Here is a 19,444-nt window from a genome sequence, read left to right on the forward strand (position 1 = left end):
ACTGGGCGTAGATGCCGTAAGGCCCCGCCTCCTCCGGCGCGACCGTGCCGGGCGCGGCGTTGAACGCGATCAGCATGTTCGGCTCGGGCTCGACCAGCGCCAGACCGCTCGCGATCGGCTGGCCGCCCTCGATGAAGGGCTGCGCGCGGGCCGCGTCGAGCACGACGATGTTGGCCTTGAGCGGGATCGAGGCGAGCTGGCGCACATAATCACTGATCCGCAACGCCTCGGTCGGAACGTCGGTGTCGCGGGTGATGTTGGAATCGACCGGGATGAAATAGTTCTCGCCGGCCAGCTGCACGCCGTAGCCGGAAAGATAGATCATCGCGACGGTGCCCGGCCCCGAGGCCTGGGCCTTCTGGATGAAGTCGCGAAAGCTCTTGCGCAGCGTATCGCCGTCGAGATCGCGCGCACCGACGACGTCGAAGCCGGCTGCCTGCAGCGTCTGCGCGATCAGGCCGGCGTCGTTCGCGGTCGTTGCCAGCGGCGACTTGGCATAGGCGCCGTTGCCGACCACGAGTGCGATGCGCTTCTCCTGCTGCTGCGCGTTTGCTGCTCCCGGCGCGCCGGCGGCAAGGGCCACGATCGGCAGGAGAAGGCAAATGACGACTCGAAACGTCCCACGCATGGCTTGCTTGCCCGCTACTGTAGTTGAGGTGCCACCACGCATGAGGCGCGCAGCCGGCTGAACGGCGGTTGAACGAAAAGCTCGGATTGAGGCGGTGGCGTGGCCACGCGGCTGCTGGCGTCAGCTTCAGGTCAGCTGCAAATCAGCTCACGCCAGCCTCAAGGCCGCGAGCCTAGAAACTTCGCAAGGCTCCTTCAAGTCCCTGCCCTGCGCGATCAGATCGACCCTTGCGCGGATCCCACAGACGGCTGTATGGCGGCCGGCCTCTTGCCCGACGGGGGCCGACCGCCTGGCTCCGGTGTTCCCGAAGCTGGGCTTTAGCCCTGCGCGATCAACTCGACGGCCCCTGTGCGCAACCGATAGATACCGCCGACCACCTTGAGCTTGCCCTGTTCGACCGCTGCGTTGAGAAGCGGGGCGGCGGATTTCAGCTTGGCAACATTGTCGATGACGTTCTGGCGAATGGCGTTGTCGAGCGCGTTACCGCTCTGCCCGGCCGCCGTCTTCACCGAAGGTGCGATCGCGGAGACCAGCGTGGGGATGTGTCCCGGCAGCGGCTTGTCGTCCTTCAGCGACTTGATGGTCGCATCGACCGCGCCGCAATTGTCATGGCCGAGCACCAGGATGAGGGGCGTGCCCAGCACGGCGACGGTATATTCCATGCTCGCGACGGTCTCGTCGCCGGCAAAGTTTCCGGCGACACGGCACACGAACAGATCGCCGCGCCCGCTGTCGAAGGCATATTCGGGCGCGATGCGCGAATCGGCGCAGCTCAAAACAGCCGCGTAGGGATTCTGACCGCCGACCAGCGCTTCGCGCTCATGCGTGAAGTCGTGGCGGCGCGACACACCCGACACGTAGCGCGCATTGCCCTCCATCAGCTTCTTGAGCGCCGCATCGGGCGACAGCACGTTCTGAGGTTTGGGCGGCGCCTTCGCCTCCTTGGCCGACGCGGTCCCGCCAAACGCTGCCACTCCGAGCGCCGAAGCGGCAAAGAGCATCATGGAGCGCCGCGAAGGAGCGGTCGATTGAAGCAGATTTTCAGAGCATTTGTCGCACATGGTTGTTGTTCTTCCTGGCTTCCCGCCCAACGCGATTCTCGTGACAACAACTGATAGCTGCGCGCGAGCGACTTCGAAACCGGGCGCGGGCCAAATAGTTAAGCTTTGGTTTGCGGCGGGGCCCGCAATGTCAGAGCTGTTGCACGTCTACCACGCCCGCGACCGCCTTGATCGCGCCGGCGATCTGCGGCGAGACCTTGAAGCGGCCGGGCAGCTTCATCTCCACCTCGGTCTCGAGGTCGAGCATCATTACCAGTGAGACCTCACCGTCGCCATTCGAGCGCGGTGCGATGCCCGGACTGCCGACTTTCGGCGAGGCGCCGTTCGAGGCGGCCATGTCGGCCCCGGCCAAACGCTTGGCGATCGAGTCCAGCGGCTTGGTGTCGCGCAGGAAGATGCGCAGGCCCTTCTGCGTCTTGGCGGCGGCATCATCCAGCGGCTCGGCATGCAGCACGCGGGCGCGAACGTCCTCGCCCTGCAGCTCGGCGCCGAGCTGCAGCAGCACGGCAGCGCCCGGCTCCAGCACGTCGCGATATTGCGCGAGGCCTTCGGAGAACAGCACCGCCTCGAAGTGGCCCGTGGGATCGGAGAGCCCCATGATGCCCATCTTGTTGCCGGTCTTGGTGCGCCGCTCCATGCGCGAGACCACGGTGGCTGCGACCTTGCCGGCGGTGGCACCGGTCTTCACCGCGCGCGAAAACTCGGCCCAGCTCTGCACCCGCAGCCGCTTCAGCACGGTGGCGTAATCGTCGAGCGGATGGCCCGACAGGAAGAAGCCGACGGCATCGTATTCGCGGCGGAGCTTTTCGGCCGGCAGCCACGGCTCGATCTGCGGCAGCATGATGGTCGGCGCATCCGCCGACATGCCGAACATGTCGTTCTGGCCGATGGTCTCGGCCTGATGCGCGCGCTGGCAGGCGGCGAGGATCGAGTCCGCGCCGGCGAAGACGCGGGCGCGGTTCGGCTCCAGCGTGTCGAAGGCGCCGGCGGCGGCGAGACTTTCGATGATGCGCTTGTTGATCGCGCGCGGATTGACCCGCGCGGCGAAGTCGGCGAGCGAGGTGAACAGCCCGCGCTTGGCCCGTTCCTCGATGATCTGCTCGATCGCCTGGATGCCGACGCCCTTCAGCGCTGCGAGCGCGTAGTAGATGACCTTGTCGCCGACCTCAAAGGTCGCGCCGGAACGGTTGATGTTCGGCGGCTCGACCTTGATACCGAGGCGCTGCGCCTCGGCGCGGAATTCGGAGAGCTTGTCGGTGTTGTTCAGATCGAGCGTCATCGACGCCGCGATGAACTCCACCGGATAATGCGCCTTCATGTAGGCGGTGTGATAGGACACCAGCGCATAGGCCGCCGCGTGGCTCTTGTTGAAGCCGTAGTCGGCGAACTTGGCCAGCAGCTCGAAGATGGTCTCGGCCTGCGCCTTCGGCACGCCGTTCTTCACCGCGCCGGCGACGAAGATGTCGCGCTGCTTGTCCATCTCGGCGCGGATCTTCTTGCCCATGGCGCGGCGCAAGAGGTCGGCGTCGCCGAGCGAATAGCCCGACATCACCTGCGCGATCTGCATCACCTGTTCCTGGTAGATGATGACGCCGAACGTCTCTTTCAGGATCGGCTCCAGCACGGGATGCAGATATTCCGGCTCCTCGTCGCCGTGCTTGCGCGCGCAATAGGTCGGGATGTTCGCCATCGGACCCGGGCGATACAGCGCCACCAGCGCGATGATGTCCTCGAAACGGTCGGGGCGCATGTCGACCAGCGCGCGCCGCATGCCCTGGCTTTCAACCTGGAACACGCCGACCACCTCGCCGCGCGCCAGCATCTGGTAGCTCTCGGCATCGTCGATCGGCAGCGTGGCGAGATCGACGTGGATGTCGCGCGGCTTGAGCAGCTTGCAGGCGACATCAAGCACGGTCAGCGTCTTCAGGCCGAGGAAGTCGAACTTGACGAGGCCCGCGGGCTCGACCCATTTCATGTTGAACTGGGTCACCGGCATGTCGGATTTGGGATCGCGGTAGAGCGGCACGAGCTCGCTCAGGGGGCGATCACCGATCACGATGCCGGCGGCGTGGGTCGAGGCGTGGCGGGTCAGGCCTTCCAGGCGCTGGGCGATGTCGAAGGCGCGTGCCACCACCGGATCTTCATCACGGAACGCCTGGAGCTTCGGCTCGCTCTCGATCGCGGCCGCGAGCGTGACGGGCGCGGCGGGATTCTGCGGCACCAGCTTGGTCAGCTTGTCGACCTGGCCATAGGGCATCTGCAGCACGCGGCCGACGTCGCGCAGCACGCCGCGCGCCTGCAGCGTTCCGAAGGTGATGATCTGCGCCACCTGATCGCGGCCGTAGCGCTGCTGCACGTAACTGATCACCTCGCCGCGGCGGTCCTGGCAGAAGTCGATGTCGAAGTCCGGCATCGAGACGCGTTCGGGATTGAGGAAGCGCTCGAACAGCAGGCCGAACTTGATCGGATCGAGATCGGTGATGGTGAGCGCCCACGCCACCAGCGAGCCTGCGCCGGAGCCGCGGCCCGGCCCAACCGGAATGCCCTGGCCCTTCGCCCATTTGATGAAGTCGGACACGATCAGGAAGTAGCCCGCGTATTTCATGCGCATGATGACGTCGAGCTCGAACGCCAGGCGCTTGCTGTAATCCTCGTCCGTCATGCCCTGCGACAGGCCGTGGACCCGCAGGCGATTGACGAGCCCCTCCTCCGCCTGGCGCTTCAGTTCCGCCGCCTCGACCGCGGCGGCGTCCGAGCTCTGCGCGGCACCGACGGTGAAGAACGGCAGGATCGGCTTGCGCGTCATCGGGCGGAACGAGCAGCGCTCGGCGATCTCCACCGTCGAGGCCAGCGCCTCCGGAATGTCGGCGAACAGCACCGCCATCTCGGCGCGCGTCTTGAAGCGATGATCCGGCGTGAGCTGCTCGCGCTCGGTCTCGGCGATCAGCCGCCCGCCAGCGATGCACAGCAGCGCGTCATGCGCTTCGTAATCGTCGGTCGCGGCGAAATACGGCTCGTTGGTCGCAACCAGCGGCAGTCCCTTGGCGTAGGCGAGGTCGATCAGGCCGCTTTCGACGCGCCGCTCCTTCTCGGTGTTGTGGCGCTGCAATTCGATGTAGAGGCGGTCGCCGAACAGGCCGGCCAGACGCTCGCAGCGCAAGGCGGCGAGCTCGGCATGACCGCCGGCCAGCGCCAGCGAGATCGGCCCGTCAGGTCCGCCCGTCAGCGCGATCAGCCCCTCGGTCTCGCCCTCGAACCAGTCGAATTTGACGAACGGAGCATGGCTATCCGGCGATTCGAGGAAGGCGCGCGAGTTGAGCCGCATCAGGCTGCGATAGCCGCGCTCCTGCGCGGCCAGCAGCACCACGCGCGACGGCCCCATCGCGTTGCGCGCATTCGGATCCTGGTCGCCGAAATCGATCGCCAGCTCGCAGCCGACGATCGGCTGGATGCCGGAGCCCGCCATCTTGTCGGAAAACTCCAGCGCACCGAACAGATTGTCGGTGTCGGTCAGCGCCAGCGCCGGCTGATGGTCCTTCTTGGCAAGCTCGGCGAGCTTGGCGATCTTGATCGAGCTCTTGAGCAGCGAATAGGCCGAGTGAACGTGAAGGTGGACAAATCCGGCGCTCGGCATGGTCGCGTGACGGCCTCTTGCAGATGGAATGGAGCGGTCGCCGGCTCCTCAAGGCATCATGCACTCGCCGTTTGCCTTCGTTTGCCGACTCGCCTCGCAATGGTGAGGTGTCGCAGCTTCAGAGTCTACGCCGGAGCGGCCAATTGGCCGCGTCGTCCTGCTTTTCCCCAAGGGGGCACCGGTAAAGGGGAGCTGCGGTTTACAAAACCGCTGCCCCTAGAGCTGCGGTATGACCTGCGCCCAGATCGCGATCATCCCGACGAACAGCGTGATCGACGCCAGTGCGGCGGCCTCTTCCACGAAAACCCTGAACATGGCTTGCTCCCTTGTTGGAACGTATGAAGAACATTGTTCTCATTTCGTTCTCAAGAGTCAAGCATGGCGGACGACCTCCAGGAGCAATGGTTAACTCGCTGAATTCACGCAATAAAAAAGCCCCGGCCAAGGCCGGGGCTTTCGAGGACCGCTCAACGAAGAACGATCAGTCTCAGTAACGGCCAATCATCGGGCCGCCGAACTTGTAGTTCAGGCGGACGAGACCCATGTCGACGTCCTGCTTGATGCGGTCGGTACCCGCGAGGCCGGCGAAGGTGACGTCCTTGTCCGACAGGAAGATGTGGTTGTACTCGACGCCAACCGACCAGTTCGGCGCAAAACCGTACTCGAGGCCGGCACCGACCGTACCACCCCACCGGGTCTGGTCGTTCGAGGACAGCAGCGCGCCCGAGACCGTGCTGGAAACGTCGTACTTGACGCCGACCACAGCCGCACCGCCCTTGACGTAGAGCAGGACGTTGTTCCAGGCGTAGCCGACCTGACCGGTGATCAGACCGAACGAGTCGATCTTCGAGCGGTTGCGAGTTGCGAACAGCGCGCTGACATTGTCGCCCGAGAAGTCGGCCCAGTTGCCCTGACCTTCCACGCCGAACACCCACTGGCCGGACTGAAAGCGATAGCCGATCTGACCACCGACCGTGCCGCCGGTCGCATCATGCGAACCTTCGCGGCCGCCGCCGACGAAATCCCAGGTCGAGTGCGACGAACCGCCGCCGCCGTTGATGCCGATGTAGAAGCCGCTCCAGTCATAGACCGCGGCGATCGCCGCCGGCGGCGCCTTGGTGTACGGCCGAGCTGCGAGGTCGGCAGCCAGCGCCGGCGCAGTCGCGCTCAGCGCGACAAGGCTCACAGCGGCAAGCAACAAATTCTTCTTCATTTGAGTCCCGTTCCAGTTTCGTCGTTAGGCCCCCTGGCCGCAGCGTGGTCATAACAGTGATCGACGGAATTGCTGTAACCTCGACGCAACAGTTCGCTCCAAAGGCCCCCGCTTCATTAATGAAGATTTATCAGCGCGTTCTGGAAACCCTTTGAAATAAGTGTTTTCTGTAGTTCCATTGTCGGCGACACGAGATAAATTGCATGCGCGCGTAACAACGTCGCGCGCACATTCGCGTGATGGAGAATTGAAGATGCGCAGACGAATTGTCCTCCCCATTGTCGCCACACTTTCGCTCGCTACCGCCACATTTGCACTCGTGTCGAGCACATCAACACCCGCACGCGCGTTCGGAACGCATCATCCATTCTGCCTCACCGGCGATGAATGGCCGGGCCTGAGCAATTGCAGGTTCGACACCTACGCGCAGTGTCAGGCAAGCGCATCGGGACGCGCGCTGACCTGCATCGCCAATCCGTATTTCGTCGGGCAGAGCGACGACCCCTACGCCTACCAGAATCGTCCGCGCGCGCAGACGCCGGGCTATTCACCAGGCTACTTCCTGCGCTGAGATGCGCCGGGCTCGCCTCGCACTGGTCGTGATCGGCCTGCTTCTCGCGGGCGGATCTGCACCCGCGCAGACCTACGATCCGAGCTATCCCGTGTGCATGCAGATCTACGGCCCCGTCGGCTATTTCGACTGCCGCTACGGCTCGCTCGAGCAGTGCCGATATCTCGCCGTCGGACGCTCGGCGAGTTGCGTGGTGAACCCGTATTTTCCGCTGAAGAAACCAACGCGCCCTCGCCGCTCGAGCGCGCCGCCTCGCCCCGGATCCTAACCGTTCAGTTTCCGCCGGAGATAGGGCGGCGTAGGCGTGCGGCGAATGCCGTCATCGGCTCAGCTCTGCCAGGGCGTGCTGCGGATGCGCGTGCACGCATTCGGCTTGCGGAAGCTGGGATCGTGATCCTCGATGTAGTCGAAATTGACCGTCCCGAACGTCGTCTGCGGCTTCTTCAGCGCCGAGCAGGTCTGCACCTTCAGGAACTCGTTCTTGAAGTCGCCGCGCGGAAACGCCGAGATCACCTGGTCGCGCTGCTCCGGCGTGTAGTCGTCATACCCAATGCCCACGACGTCCACCAGGACACCCGCGTTGGTGAGCGCGATTTCCGGCCGCATGAATTGCGGAATGCCGGGCGTGGTGTGCAGCGCGATTGCCTCCCACACCAGATCGGCTTGCGGCTCGGCGATGCCGCGCGCCCGCAGGAACTCACGCGCAGCGTCGGCTCCGTCAACCTCAAATCGCTTTGTCTGCGTGTGGTAATGGTCGACGAGGCCTAGATCGTGAAACAACGCCGCGACGTAAAGAAGTTCGGGATCGAATTTCAGCTGCTGACGCAGCCCCTTCATGGCACCGAAGACGTAGACTCGGACGGAATGGTTGAAAAGCATGTCGTCTTCGTGGCTGCGCACCAGTTCAGCCGCCTCGCGCGCCAGCTTGCTGTCGGGGATTTTGACGCTGGAAATCACGCTCATCATCTTCAAGCTCCTACTTTGCATTTCGACTGATGCCGCGCGATCCGTCAGGCCGCCTTCTCGAGCGCGGCCTGCGGAGTATTTCGGAAGCTGATCGACATGCGATTGTACGCATTCATCAGGCTGATTGCGATCGTGAGATCGACAAGCTCGCGCTCGCTGAAGACCTTGCGGGCGGCTTGATAGGCTTCATCGGGCACGTTGGTCTCGGCGACGCGGGTGACAGTCTCGGCCCAGGCGAGGGCCGCGCGCTCGCGGTCGTCGAAGAGATCGCCGGCCTCGGCCCAAGCCTGCAGCAGCGCGAGCTTTTCGACCTTCACACCGCTCTTCAGCAGATCCCGCGTGTGCATGTCGAGGCAGTAGGCGCAGTTGTTGATCTGTGAGACGCGCAGGTAAGCGAGGGTCACCAGCGTCGCGGGAAGCCCACTCTGCATGACGTAGCCATAGACGCCGCCCAGTGCCTTCGCGCCTGCCGGTGCAATGTGGTTGTAGTTGAGGCGTTCACTCATCCGCTTTCTCCTTGATGATCGAGGGAGCCCCTCTTTCCTCCCTCAGATGCCCCTGCCGTGGTCTATAAAAAAGGACCAAGAACGCGGGGAAATCGTGTACCAAGGATCATGACCAGATCGCTGCGGCTGAAGCTCGACCGGTCGGCGAAGACGCCGCTGGCGGAGCAAATCCACAGGGGGATCAGGGCCGCCATCGAGCGCGGCGTGCTCGCCCCGGGCGCGCGCCTGCCCTCATGGCAGGATTTGGCGGCCCAGCTTGGCGTCGCGCGCGGCACCGTGCGCTCAGCCTATGAAAAGCTCTCATCGGCCCAACTGATCATCGCGGCCCGCGCGACAGGCACGCATGTCGCCGACCGACCGTCCATTCCCGTGCGGCGCGACAAGGCGCCGGACCCCGGCTCGTTCATGGAGATGTACCAGGAGCTCACGGCGGGGCCGGCGATCTTCCAGATGGGCGTTCCTTCGCAGGAGACCTTTCCTGCGACGCTGCTCGCGCGAATGCGCGCACGGGCGGTTCGCGTCGAGATGAGCGCACCTGCGATCTACCCCGACCCGCGCGGCGAACTGGACTTGCGACGCGAGATCGCGGCCTACCTTGCGCTGGCGCGCGGGATCGAATGCGCACCGTCCCAGATCATCATCACCAGCGGCTTCAGCGGCGGCCTCGGCCTGGCGCTCCGTGTCCTCGACCTCGGGCAAAGGAAGAAAGTCTGGATGGAGGATCCCGGCTTTCCCTTCACCCGGCACGGCCTCGAACTTGCGGGCCTGTCGATCGTGCCAATCACGGTTGACGCAGATGGGATCGATGTCGATGACGGCCTGCAACAAGCGCCCGACGCCGCGCTGGTTGTCGTGACACCGGGGCAGCAGGCGCCGCTCGGATCCACGCTGTCACTGGCACGTCGATCGCGCCTGCTCGACTGGGCGAACCAAAACAACGCCTGGGTGATCGAGGACGACTATCTCAGCGAACTTCAGCTCAAGGGCCGGGCCACGCCGGCGCTCGCCTCGCTCGATCGCGCCGGCCGCGTCATTCACATTGGCTCCTTCAGCAAGACCGTAACCCCTGCCCTACGGCTCGGCTTTGTCGTTGCACCGGCCGCTCTGGCGTCGCGATTCGCCGAGACCGCAGCGTGCCTCGCGCCGGCACCCGGCCCCGCGGTGCAGCTCGCCACGGCAGACTTCATCCGCGAGGGCCATTATCTGCGGCATCTGCGGCGCACCAAGCGCGCCTACACCGCGCAAGGCGATGCACTGCTGAAGCAGCTTCGAACGCGCACCACGAACGTTGCGATTGCAGGACTGGCCGCGGTCCTGCGCTTGCCGGACGGAGCGCCTGATCTTGCCATCGCCAGGCAAGCTGCATCGTTCGGACTTGCGCCCACGCCGCTCTCGCTCTGGTATGCCTCGAAGGCTTCGGCGCGCCCGGGACTGTTGCTAGGCGTCGCGACGTCTCCACTCAAAAGGATCGAGGCGTCCTGCGACCGGCTCCTTCAGATCATCGACCGCCTACGTGATCCGACTCCGGCGTCGGCAGCTTAACCCGCCAGCGTCACGATCAAGGGTCCGTTGCGGGTGGCGATCACGGTGTGCTCGTATTGAACGGTCGGCGCCTCGGGGCTGCTGTAGAGCGTCCATGGGTCGTCGCCATTCTCCGCCCATTCGGCACCCATGGAGAGGAACGGCTCGACGGTGAACACGAGGCCATCGTTCATGATGCGGCGTTCGGAGCGATCGGGCCAGGTTGCAATCTCCGTCGGCTCCTCATGGAGCGACAGGCCGACGCCGTGACTGGCCAGATTCCTGACCAGGCTGTAGCCTTTCTTCCGCGCAAAGGTCCCGATCGCCTGGCCGATCCCGGCAATCGGTTTGCCGGCGCCGACCTGCTGCAGGCCGGTCCACATCGCCCGCCGGCCGTCCCGGCAAAGACGTTCGATCGCGCGGTTTACGGGGGGAACGGCGAAGGAAGCACCCGTATCGGCGAAGAAGCCATTCTTCTCGGCTGACACGTCGATGTTCACGAGGTCGCCGCGCGCGATCCGCCGTTCGCCCGGAATGCCGTGAGCGATCTCCTCGTTCACGCTGATGCAGGTCGCCCCGGGAAAATCATAGGCCAGCTCCGGGGCCGAACGCGCGCCGGCGGCCTCCAGGAGCTTTCGCCCGATCTGGTCGAGCTCGGAGGTGCTCATGCCCGGCTCAATCGCCTTGCCCATCGCCTCCAGCGTATTGGCGACGATGCGACCGATCTCTTTCAGGCGCGTCAGGTCGTTGTCATCGGAGATTGTCATGTCAGGGCTCTTGTCCGGGAGGCCCGGACATAGCCCCTGCGAGGTCGGCTTGCAAACGCAGCGTGTACGCCAGAATCGTTCGCGCGGCCTAGTCAGCGTTCCGCCAACGCGGGATCGCAAGATCTACATGAAACCCGGATTACGCGGGAGGTAACTAACCCAATCTCCGAACTGCCGATTGGACATCAGCAGCATCGGGAGCGTCAGATGCATGCCGTGGTCGGTCGCCACTTTGAGCGCCGGCTCGCTCGTACCCGGCACGAAGGCCGAGATGGTTGGAACACCGCCCCGTGCCGCGAGCGACAGCGCAGCCGCAAGGGCGGGGCCAACCAGATCCTGCCGGCGGACCGCGAGCGGACCAATGTGTCCATCCGAAACGTAGACGTACCCGACGCACTCGCGGCCGGCGTGAATGGTGAACCCGTTCGTCGTGCTGTCGCCCAGGAGATATCGGTGATGCTTCGCTCTGGAAACGCCGAGAGCGCTGATATCAATGGGCACCAGGTCCTCGAACCGGGCCGTCGCGGCGGCAAGAGGTTCAAGACGCAGCAGCGGCTCAGCCAACCGTGACGCCAGGCGGTCACGAGGCGCGCTGACCATGTAGATCGGACAGCGCGGGAATAGTCCGTGACGGATGTAGAGGCCTTGAGACACGTTGTTGAAGGTGAAGGTAATCAACGCCTTGACGGATGCTCCGCGCGTTGCCGCGTGAGCGAATGACTTCCCGAGCAATTGATTGCCAATGCCGTCGCTCTGGCGATCAGGCGCCACGAACAACTGCGCCAAGAACCAAAGCTCGCCACACACCCAACTCCACGCGAAGCCGACAATGTCTCCGTCGTCATCGGCAACCCATAGACCTTCGGGATCATCCGCAAGCGAGAAGGCCTGAAAATGGTGCGGGCGAGAGGATGCCATCTTGCCGAACCCCCGCCGTTCCGTGAGTTCGTTGATGCTGGCGACCACGATCTCGTCGGCTCTCGCCAAATCGTCGCTACAAGCGGGCCGGCACACGACAGCCATTCTCGAATCCTCCCGAAGAGATCAACACGGCCCATGGGAGCGACGAAATCCTCAGCCGGCAATCAGGCCAGGGGCCGGATGTTCTGGTTCATGCGGAAGAAGTTGGTCGGGTCGTATTTCGCCTTGATCCGCTGCAGTCGCCGGTAGTTCGGTCCATAGGCGGCCGCGACAGGATCGCCCGTCTCGTCATCATCGAGATAATTGACATAGCGGCCGGAGGCGAAGAAGGGCCGCATCCTTTCGTAGGTGTCGCGCGCCCAGGACATGCAGCGGCTGGTATCGCTGGCCTGCATCCACTGCGCGAGAATCAGGAAATTATAGCCCTCCTGCCGATGCGGAAATGCCGTATCCACGGCATCGACGCGGGCCGCCGCGCCGTGGACGTGTTCAACCAGAAACTGCCCCATGGGAGTCGGGCAGCGCGCGAAGCATTCGATCATGGTCGCAATCGCGCCATCACTGAGCTCCGCGAGGAAGTTCGATTTCCAATAGTTGAAGGCGCCTTTCGGATAGTTGGCGTCGAGCATGCGGTTGAGGTCGCAATAGGGAATCGGCCCGACTGCATCCAGGATCGGAGTCCCGAACTGTTTCAGCGGCCGCACCGCTCGTTCGGCATCCGCCAGCGGTCCGCAGTGACTGGTGACCAGGACCGCGACCTCCGTGCCGGAGCCGTCTGGCGCATGCGTCAGGGATGCGAACAGCATGTGCTCGTCCGCGAGCGACCGCGTGCTGGTCCGGAAGAATTCGAGCACCTCGCGGGAGCGTTCGATGGGATGGACGATCGGGCCGCCGGTGATGATCGGCCCGACCGTATGAAGATCGTATTCGAGACTGGTGGCGATCCCGAAGTTTCCGCCGCCGCCGCGGAGAGCCCAGAACAGATCGGGCTCCTCTTGCCTGCTGGCGCGCAAAACCCTGCCATCGGCGGTGACGAGTTCGACGGCCCGCAGATTGTCCAGTGCCAGACCGTACTTGCCCATCAGCCAGCCCAGTCCTCCGCCGAGGGTCAGGCCGGCAATCCCGGTGGTCGAGACCACGCCGCCGGTGACCGCAAGTCCGTGAAGTTGCGTTTCGCGATTGAGCTCGCCCCAGGTGGCCCCGCCCTGCGCCCAGACGGTCTTGCCGACCGGATCGACCCGGACGCCCTTCATGGGCGAGAGGTCGATCATGATCCCGCCGTCGATGGTTGCGCGTCCTGCTACATTGTGGCCACCGCCGCGAACGGCGACCTCGAGGCCGAGCCTGGTCGCAAGAGCGACGGCGTCGACGACGTCGGCCACGCTGCGGCACCTGGCGATCAATGCCGGCCGCTTGTCGACCAGCCCGTTATGGACCTTTCGCGCCTCCTCATAGCCCTCGTCCGCCGGTTTGAGCAGTTGTCCTCCGAAGGAGGCGCCAAGATCGGCGGCAGCGCTGGCGACAGATGCGATGGACGACATACCCGATCTCCTCAGCTTGACCCGCCATATCCTTGGCCGCGCACCATCTCAGCGCAAATCCGAAGAATTCAGGTGACGATGAACTGATTTCACCTAGACTGGCCGACATGCACAAGCTCCCGCCCCTGATCGAGCTTCGCGCTTTTGAAGCCGCCGCCCGCCATCTGAGCTTCAAGAAGGCTGCGGCAGAACTCGGCGTGACGCCAACGGCGATCAGCCACCAGATCGGGTTGCTCGAGCAATATTGCGGTCGCGCTCTGTTCCGCCGCAGACCACGGCCACTCTCGCTGACCGATGCCGGAGCGCGGCTCTTCCCCGCCATACGCGGCGGGCTCGAGGCGTTTGCCGCCGCCATTGCGAGCGTCATGCAGGAAGGCGCCCAACAGCCTCTCCGGGTGACGACGACCAACGCATTCGCCAGCCGCTGGCTCGTGCCCCGCCTACCCCTGTGGCGCAAGTTGCATCCCGACGTGCCGCTGGAGGTCATCGGCACTGACACCGTGCTCGACCTGCAGGCCGGAGACGGCGACGTCGCCATTCGCTACGCGACCAGCCGAGTACGGCCGACAGACGGCATCGTCGAAGATCTCTTCACCGATACATTCTGGGCCGTCTGCAGTCCGCGCCTGCTTGCAACGGGGCGCTTGATGCGACCGGTCGACCTCGCAAATCACGTCCTGATCCACTCTTATTGGTCGCCGGCCGATCGTGAGCCGCCCACCTGGCAGCGATGGCTCGCCGCGGCTCAGCGCAGATGGCGTGACGTCCCCCCGTTCAAGGACATGCAGCATCTGAGTTTCCGCGAGGAATTGCACGCCATCGAGGCGGTGATCGCAGGACAAGGAATAGGAGTGTTCAGTGATGTGCTCACGGCACACGACCTCGCCGCCGGTACGCTCGTGAAGGCGTTCAAGTTGAGCTTGCCTGGCTACGGCTTCCATGTGGTCAGTAAGGCAGGCCATCCGCGCGCAAGAACCATCCGAGCCTTTTCGGAGTGGCTGCGATCAGACCCTTGATCCGTTTCTTGGTGTCGAACATCGGCCAAGTCATGATGTTGAGACCGATGCGTGTTTCGGATCTCGTGCGGCCCTCGCCATTCGAGGAATCCGGGGCCACCGTGCCGCATGCAGGCCGACGGTTTCGCCAGTCGGCTGCAAACGGGAGCATCAGGGCTTGAATGGATACCCGTCGGCTGGACCGGCTGGATTTGCCGGACCGAATAGACGATCAAATTTCGTCCAGCAAGGCACGGACTTTCGCGGCCAGATCTTCGATCGCAAAGGGTTTGGACAGCAGATGCTTGCCGGCATCGAGCATGCCGTTGTGAACAATTGCGTTGCGCGTGTAGCCGGTGGTGAACAGCACCTTCAAATCCGGGTATCGTTTCGACAGTTCGCCCGCAAGTTCAGCGCCGGTCATGTCGGGCATGACGACGTCGGTAAACAGCAGATCCGGGACGAGACCGTTTTCGATCATCCTGATCGCCTCCTTGGCGCTCGCGGCCTCGATGACCGTATAACCAAGCTCCCGCAGGCTTTCGGATGAGATGCTGCGGACCCGCTCGTCGTCCTCGACGACGAGAATGGTCTCACCCTGAAGGCTTGCGCCGGGATGCGTCACTCCTTGCGATGGGGTCGATACTCCCTCGTCGCCGGCGAAGCGTGGAAGATAGATCTTCACCGTCGTGCCAACGTCGACTTCCGAGTAGACTTTGACGTGGCCGCCCGACTGCCGCACGAAGCCGTAGACCTGACTGAGGCCGAGGCCGGTGCCCTTACCCACGACCTTGGTCGTAAAAAACGGATCGAACACCTTTCCCAGCACGTCGGGCGGAATTCCGGTGCCGTTATCCGTCACGGCAATGAGAACATATTGTCCGGGCGACAGAGCATATTCACGGGCAAATTTCCGATCGATCGAGGCGTTGCTGGTTTCTATCGTCAGCCGCCCGCCCTTCGGCATGGCATCGCGCGCATTGACCGCAAGATTGATCACGGCGCTTTCCAGCTGGGCCGGATCTGCCTTGACGCGCCAAAGACCGGCCGCCAGGACTGCCTCGAGGCGGATAAGTTCTCCGAGCGAGCGTTCGAGCAGTTCGCTCATCCCCCCGATCATCTTGTTGATGTCCACGACTTCAGGCGCCAGAGGCTGCTGGCGCGAGAACGCCAGCAGCCTCTGCGTCAAAGTGGCAGCGCGATTTGCGCCGTCGATTGCCCCCTCGATGAAGCGGTCAATGTTGACCTCTCCCTTGCCGAGCCGTCGTTTGGCGAGATTCAAGCTGCCGAGGATCACGGCCAGCATGTTGTTGAAGTCGTGGGCGATCCCTCCGGTCAGTTGACCCACGGCCTCCATCTTCTGGGATTGGCGCAACTGCTCTTCGGCTTTCATGCGTTCGGCAATCTCGTCGGCGACACGTTGCTCCAGTTCGGCATTGAGCGCCTCGAGCCGGGTCAGGAGCCGAGCGTTGTCGATAGCCGTGGCGGCGTGGCCGGCAATCCCGAGCAAGGCGGCTTCGTGCTCTGCCTGGAATTTACCCGTCTCTGCATGGCCGAAGAAGAGTCCGCCGAGGACTTCGCTCGTGCGCGAGATGACGGGGACCGCGAGGTAGGATCGGACTGGAAGATGTCCCTCCGGCATGCCTTTACGCGGCCCGTTCCTGCCATAGCGCGGGTCCTGCAGGATGTCGTCAGACCTCACCACGCCCGTACCCTTGAACGTGGGCTCGAACACCGCGGTGTTGCGCGGCATAGGAAACTTCTCGAAGGCGGATCGCGGCGCTCCGGACAGCGAATACAGCATGTAGCTGCCGCCGTCCGGCGCCAGAACGTTGTAGAAGAAGGCTCCGAACTGGGCGCCCGTCAGCTCCACGCCGGCATCTGTAACGATCTGCACGATCTTCTCGAGGTCGCGTTCGCGGGCGACCGACGCCCCCGTATCATTCAGTATTCGAAGCTGGCGTTCGGTCTTCTTTTGCGCGGAAATATCCAGAACCGTCCCGATGAACCGGACGGCCTGCCTATTGGAAAAGATCGCCTGCCCGGTCGCCGCGATCCAGCGTTCGACACCATCCTCGATGCCGATGGTTCGGAATTCAATGTTGTAGCTTTTCGGGCAATCCGGCGTCAGGGCTGCGGAGACGGCCTCGTGTGCCCGCTGCCTGTCGTCTGGATGGAGACCCTTCAGGAACGCCCCTTCGTAGCTCACTTCGGCGTCCGGCGACAAACCGAACACCTCCTTGCAGCGGTTGTCCCATCCAAGAACGTCGGTCACCGGATTATAGTCCCAGATGCCTATACCAGCCGCCCTGTTCGCAAGACTCAGGCGTTCGGCAGCTTCTCGCGCCGCCTGTTCCGAACGAACCCGCTCGATGTGGGCCCACGATCTCTCGGTGACCTCCGTGAGCAACGCGAGCTCGCGCGCCGTCCACCGATGCGGGCCGCGGTGATGAATGGCCATCAAGGCCGTGAGCTGCCCTTCCTTGACCAAGGGCATGCAGATCGTCGAACCTATTCCGATGTTCTGAAAGGTGGCCGCCTCCTCCGGCGCGATCTCCTTCAAATTGTCATTGATGACGAGAGGCCTGCCAGCACTGAGCTCTCGCACCGCCTTCTCACCGAAGTCGGCCAGGCTGTAGTGGCCAAGGATATGCATCGCACCAGGAGCCGCCCAATCCCCGCGGATGGTGAAGCCGTCTTGATCGGGATCCATGTCGGCATAAGCGCAGTTCGAGACGCCGAGGTGCTCTCCGACCATTCTCGTCGTCACTGCCATCACGCCGTCGGCATCGCGGGTCCTGGCCGTCTCCTTGTTGAGAGCGTCAAGGAAGAGCAGACGGATCTCGTTCTCCCGCACCGCCGCCTCGGCGCGTCGACGTTCGACGGCGGTTCGCGTGCGCTCGGCGACATCGTGGATGAGCTCGAGCTCCTCGGAGCTCCAGACCCGCGGGGTTGCGTTGTTGAGGTAGAGCAGCGCGACGACTCCGTCGGGCTCGGAGATCGGCATGTTGACAAGCGCGCGAGCGGATATCGCTTCGAGCGCGCGCGCGCGGTCGCCAACGCGAGGATCCTTCTCCGCATCGGCACAGATGACCGTCTCGCCGCGCTTCAAATCTTCGATGTAGTTGCCATAGTCGCGGAAGTGCAGCACCCCCGCCAGGCTCAAAATGCCCGGCGCGTTCCAGTCACGGGCGATGGTAATGGTCTCGGCCGACGTGTCGACCGTGCCGTAGCCTGCCCGGCTGACCTTGAGGCTGCGGCCGAGCAGCTCTGCCGCGGCATAAGCGAGATCGTCGGGGTTGGCGATCTCTCGGATGTAATCGCCAAGTGCAGCCAGGACGGCATTGCGATCGGTCGAGTTCTCCCCGGCCGTCGATGTCATCTGACCTCCCCTGACACTTGGCTCGTCACCGAATAGCGTTTCTTGCGGCATCCGCTTCAGGCCGACGACGATGCCAGCGGGAGAGTGGCACCCGCGCGTTCTGATAACTTCATGAAGGCATCAAGGTTCCGGCCCGGCCTGTGCCATGCGCGGGCTCGAGCAAATCACGACGTCAGTGCTTAGTTAGCGCATGCTGCCGCGACCTCGACCGCCTCGCCGCAACAGCGTGAGCGCCTGGGCCGATGGACACGCTGCCGGCGTCAAAGTTGCGTGTCCCCGCACGCGGCCATCTGCAGGTGTCGGCAGAAAATAAACGCGACTGCCCGCGCCACCGCAAGTTGTGGACGCACCCTTGGTCGTATAGCGTCAGCATCAGGATGCACCTCGTGGTCTCACAATTCATGCTCGTCCGTGCCCTGCTTCTGCTGGCCTTGCTGTCGCTTCCCGGCGCATTGCGTGCCGAAGGGACCCCGGCCGAGAAACCCGGCTTTGCCTCCAGGCTGACGATCTATCTTGCCAAAGGCGCGCCCGACGCGTGCGGGCCGGGCTGCGACCGCTGGATCGCGATCGAGGGCCAGATCGATCAAGACGCAGCGTCCCGCATTCGCCGCTTCCTCGCCGGCGTCAAGGACCTGCAGCGCCCGATCTACCTCCATTCGCCCGGCGGAAACGTTGAGCAGTCCTATGTGATCGCCCGGCTGCTGCGCAGCCGCAAGGCGATCGCCCGGGTTGGCCGGACGATCGCGACGGCGTGCGCCGCGGGCACGCAGATCGACGCCGCATGCCAGAAGATCAAGAACGGGAACGGCGAGGTCGAGGCCGAACTCAGCACCTATCATGCGATGTGCAACTCGGCCTGCGGTTACCTGTTTCTCGGAGCGACCTCTCGCGAGGTTGCGCCCGATGCCGCGCTGGCGGTCCATAACTCCAGGCTCATCCTCCGGTTTCAAGGCAATCCGCCTCCGGAAGTGGTCGCCGAAGCGCGGCGGCGCCGGATCGCCGGTGCCGACCGCGACCGCGCCGCGTTCATTGCGGCGATGGGAATCAGCCGCGAGCTCGATGCACTGATCAGCACCGTGAAATTCGAAAACCTGCACGTGCTGACGCGGCCCGAACTCTACCGGTTCGGGATCGACACGCGACCGCTGGCCGAGACGATGTGGCGGCTGGAAAAGGGAGCGCGACCGTTCATCAGCAAGATCGCCGCGGTGAAGAAGGAGAACGATGCCTCGTTCCGGACCATGGAATGGCGCCTGTATTGCGAAAACAAGAAGCGCGTGCCGCTGATGTTCGCGGGTGAGATCGACGCATCGGCCGCCGGCAAGAAAACGATCCTGATCGCGGCCAGCGCCGACATGAGCAAGCAAGCGGGAGGGCCTCCGGTGCGGTTCGGGAAGTACGAGGTCTGGAACGGCGCCGTCGACCCGGACATGGTCAAGGCGGTGCTGGCCTCGCACTCCCTGCAGGTCCGGGAAACCACGCCGGAACCAGAGGGACGGGCTGACGTCACAAGCTTCAACATCGACACGACCGGCTTGGCGTCGGTGTGGACGCAACTCGGGACGTCGCGCACTTCAGTGGCGACGGGCCCGGCAAAACCCTGGCCGGCGAATTCTCTGCAGCCGACACCCTGGACGGACAGTCCATGGAAAGCAGGTGGTACCCTGCCGAACGTCAGCGCAACGCCTGCGCCGTAGCGCGCAGGCTTGCAACAGTCTTCAAGAGCTGAAGCCTGCCC

General features: G+C 64.0%; 15 protein-coding genes. 5 read left to right on the plus strand and 10 right to left on the minus strand.

Annotated elements, in window-relative coordinates; translation table 11 throughout:
• The 4 genes from IC66_RS0119330 to IC66_RS0119350 form a co-directional block, all read right to left on the minus strand.
• Positions 1-628 (minus strand): caspase family protein (locus IC66_RS0119330; protein WP_162131335.1); only part of this gene is annotated, 628 nt, incomplete at its 3' end.
• Positions 629-945: 317 nt separating this feature from the next.
• Positions 946-1,689: a carbonic anhydrase gene (locus tag IC66_RS0119335; RefSeq protein WP_038948696.1), complete on the minus strand. Its 744-nt coding sequence runs from the start codon at positions 1,687-1,689 to the stop codon at positions 946-948.
• 130 nt (positions 1,690-1,819) lie between these two features.
• Positions 1,820-5,323 carry a DNA polymerase III subunit alpha gene (gene dnaE, locus IC66_RS0119340; protein ID WP_038948697.1) on the minus strand — a complete coding sequence of 1,168 codons (3,504 nt, stop codon included), beginning with the start codon at positions 5,321-5,323 and terminating at the stop codon, positions 1,820-1,822.
• Positions 5,324-5,810: 487 nt separating this feature from the next.
• A complete protein-coding gene (locus tag IC66_RS0119350; RefSeq protein WP_038948698.1) occupies positions 5,811-6,536 on the minus strand; it encodes an outer membrane protein in 726 nt (241 codons plus the stop codon).
• 253 nt (positions 6,537-6,789) lie between these two features.
• On the opposite strand from IC66_RS0119350, the gene IC66_RS0119355 reads away from it, so the two are divergent.
• Both IC66_RS0119355 and IC66_RS0119360 read left to right on the plus strand, forming a co-directional pair.
• Positions 6,790-7,107, plus strand: coding sequence for a DUF3551 domain-containing protein (locus tag IC66_RS0119355; RefSeq protein WP_028141507.1), 318 nt, complete (start codon positions 6,790-6,792; stop codon positions 7,105-7,107).
• A gap of 1 nt (position 7,108) precedes the next feature.
• A complete protein-coding gene (locus IC66_RS0119360; protein ID WP_028141506.1) occupies positions 7,109-7,375 on the plus strand; it encodes a DUF3551 domain-containing protein in 267 nt (88 codons plus the stop codon).
• A gap of 59 nt (positions 7,376-7,434) precedes the next feature.
• Here IC66_RS0119360 and IC66_RS0119365 read toward each other — a convergent pair whose 3' ends face one another.
• Together IC66_RS0119365 and IC66_RS0119370 are read right to left on the minus strand one after the other, a co-directional pair.
• Positions 7,435-8,073 carry an HD domain-containing protein gene (locus IC66_RS0119365; RefSeq protein WP_028141505.1) on the minus strand — a complete coding sequence of 213 codons (639 nt, stop codon included), beginning with the start codon at positions 8,071-8,073 and terminating at the stop codon, positions 7,435-7,437.
• A gap of 44 nt (positions 8,074-8,117) precedes the next feature.
• Positions 8,118-8,579 carry a carboxymuconolactone decarboxylase family protein gene (locus IC66_RS0119370; protein WP_028141504.1) on the minus strand — a complete coding sequence of 154 codons (462 nt, stop codon included), beginning with the start codon at positions 8,577-8,579 and terminating at the stop codon, positions 8,118-8,120.
• Positions 8,580-8,687: 108 nt separating this feature from the next.
• Here IC66_RS0119370 and pdxR point away from each other — a divergent pair, with 108 nt between their 5' ends.
• Positions 8,688-10,121: a MocR-like pyridoxine biosynthesis transcription factor PdxR gene (pdxR, locus tag IC66_RS0119375; protein ID WP_038948699.1), complete on the plus strand. Its 1,434-nt coding sequence runs from the start codon at positions 8,688-8,690 to the stop codon at positions 10,119-10,121.
• Here pdxR and map read toward each other — a convergent pair.
• From map to IC66_RS0119390, 3 genes are all read right to left on the minus strand, one after another.
• A complete protein-coding gene (gene map, locus IC66_RS0119380; protein ID WP_038948700.1) occupies positions 10,118-10,867 on the minus strand; it encodes a type I methionyl aminopeptidase in 750 nt (249 codons plus the stop codon). The genes pdxR and map overlap by 4 nt on opposite strands.
• A 123-nt stretch (positions 10,868-10,990) precedes the next feature.
• Positions 10,991-11,890 (minus strand): GNAT family N-acetyltransferase, encoded by a 900-nt coding sequence (locus IC66_RS0119385; RefSeq protein WP_038948701.1) that lies wholly within the window; start codon positions 11,888-11,890, stop codon positions 10,991-10,993.
• Between the two features lie 62 nt (positions 11,891-11,952).
• On the minus strand, positions 11,953-13,329 hold the full coding sequence (locus IC66_RS0119390) for an FAD-binding oxidoreductase (RefSeq protein ID WP_038948703.1): 1,377 nt from the start codon (positions 13,327-13,329) through the stop codon (positions 11,953-11,955).
• Positions 13,330-13,361: 32 nt separating this feature from the next.
• Between IC66_RS0119390 and IC66_RS0119395 the strand changes: the two genes are divergently transcribed.
• Positions 13,362-14,345 (plus strand): LysR substrate-binding domain-containing protein, encoded by a 984-nt coding sequence (locus IC66_RS0119395; RefSeq protein WP_240536372.1) that lies wholly within the window; start codon positions 13,362-13,364, stop codon positions 14,343-14,345.
• A gap of 211 nt (positions 14,346-14,556) precedes the next feature.
• Here the strand turns inward: IC66_RS0119395 and IC66_RS0119400 are convergent, their stop codons facing one another.
• Positions 14,557-17,706, minus strand: a complete 3,150-nt coding sequence (locus IC66_RS0119400) for a GAF domain-containing protein (protein WP_038948705.1) — start codon at positions 17,704-17,706, stop codon at positions 14,557-14,559.
• Between the two features lie 401 nt (positions 17,707-18,107).
• Here IC66_RS0119400 and IC66_RS0119405 point away from each other — a divergent pair, with 401 nt between their 5' ends.
• Positions 18,108-19,403, plus strand: a complete 1,296-nt coding sequence (locus IC66_RS0119405) for a hypothetical protein (protein WP_038971457.1) — start codon at positions 18,108-18,110, stop codon at positions 19,401-19,403.
• Positions 19,404-19,444: the final 41 nt, after the last annotated feature.

Source organism: Bradyrhizobium genomosp. III, assembly GCF_000261705.1.
Lineage (GTDB): Bacteria > Pseudomonadota > Alphaproteobacteria > Rhizobiales > Xanthobacteraceae > Bradyrhizobium > Bradyrhizobium ottawaense.

Bases quoted from the DNA above. Each gene is read 5' to 3' on its own strand.
- dnaE (WP_038948697.1), bottom strand. From the start codon at position 5,323: ATGCCGAGCGCCGGATTTGTCCACCTTCACGTTCACTCGGCCTATTCG.
- pdxR (WP_038948699.1), top strand. From the start codon at position 8,688: ATGACCAGATCGCTGCGGCTGAAGCTCGACCGGTCGGCGAAGACGCCG.
- IC66_RS0119355 (WP_028141507.1), top strand. From the start codon at position 6,790: ATGCGCAGACGAATTGTCCTCCCCATTGTCGCCACACTTTCGCTCGCT.
- IC66_RS0119400 (WP_038948705.1), bottom strand. From the start codon at position 17,706: ATGACATCGACGGCCGGGGAGAACTCGACCGATCGCAATGCCGTCCTG.
- IC66_RS0119365 (WP_028141505.1), bottom strand. From the start codon at position 8,073: ATGATGAGCGTGATTTCCAGCGTCAAAATCCCCGACAGCAAGCTGGCG.
- IC66_RS0119405 (WP_038971457.1), top strand. From the start codon at position 18,108: ATGCTCGTCCGTGCCCTGCTTCTGCTGGCCTTGCTGTCGCTTCCCGGC.
- IC66_RS0119390 (WP_038948703.1), bottom strand. From the start codon at position 13,329: ATGTCGTCCATCGCATCTGTCGCCAGCGCTGCCGCCGATCTTGGCGCC.
- IC66_RS0119335 (WP_038948696.1), bottom strand. From the start codon at position 1,689: ATGTGCGACAAATGCTCTGAAAATCTGCTTCAATCGACCGCTCCTTCG.
- IC66_RS0119350 (WP_038948698.1), bottom strand. From the start codon at position 6,536: ATGAAGAAGAATTTGTTGCTTGCCGCTGTGAGCCTTGTCGCGCTGAGC.
- IC66_RS0119360 (WP_028141506.1), top strand. From the start codon at position 7,109: ATGCGCCGGGCTCGCCTCGCACTGGTCGTGATCGGCCTGCTTCTCGCG.
- IC66_RS0119385 (WP_038948701.1), bottom strand. From the start codon at position 11,890: ATGGCTGTCGTGTGCCGGCCCGCTTGTAGCGACGATTTGGCGAGAGCC.
- map (WP_038948700.1), bottom strand. From the start codon at position 10,867: ATGACAATCTCCGATGACAACGACCTGACGCGCCTGAAAGAGATCGGT.
- IC66_RS0119370 (WP_028141504.1), bottom strand. From the start codon at position 8,579: ATGAGTGAACGCCTCAACTACAACCACATTGCACCGGCAGGCGCGAAG.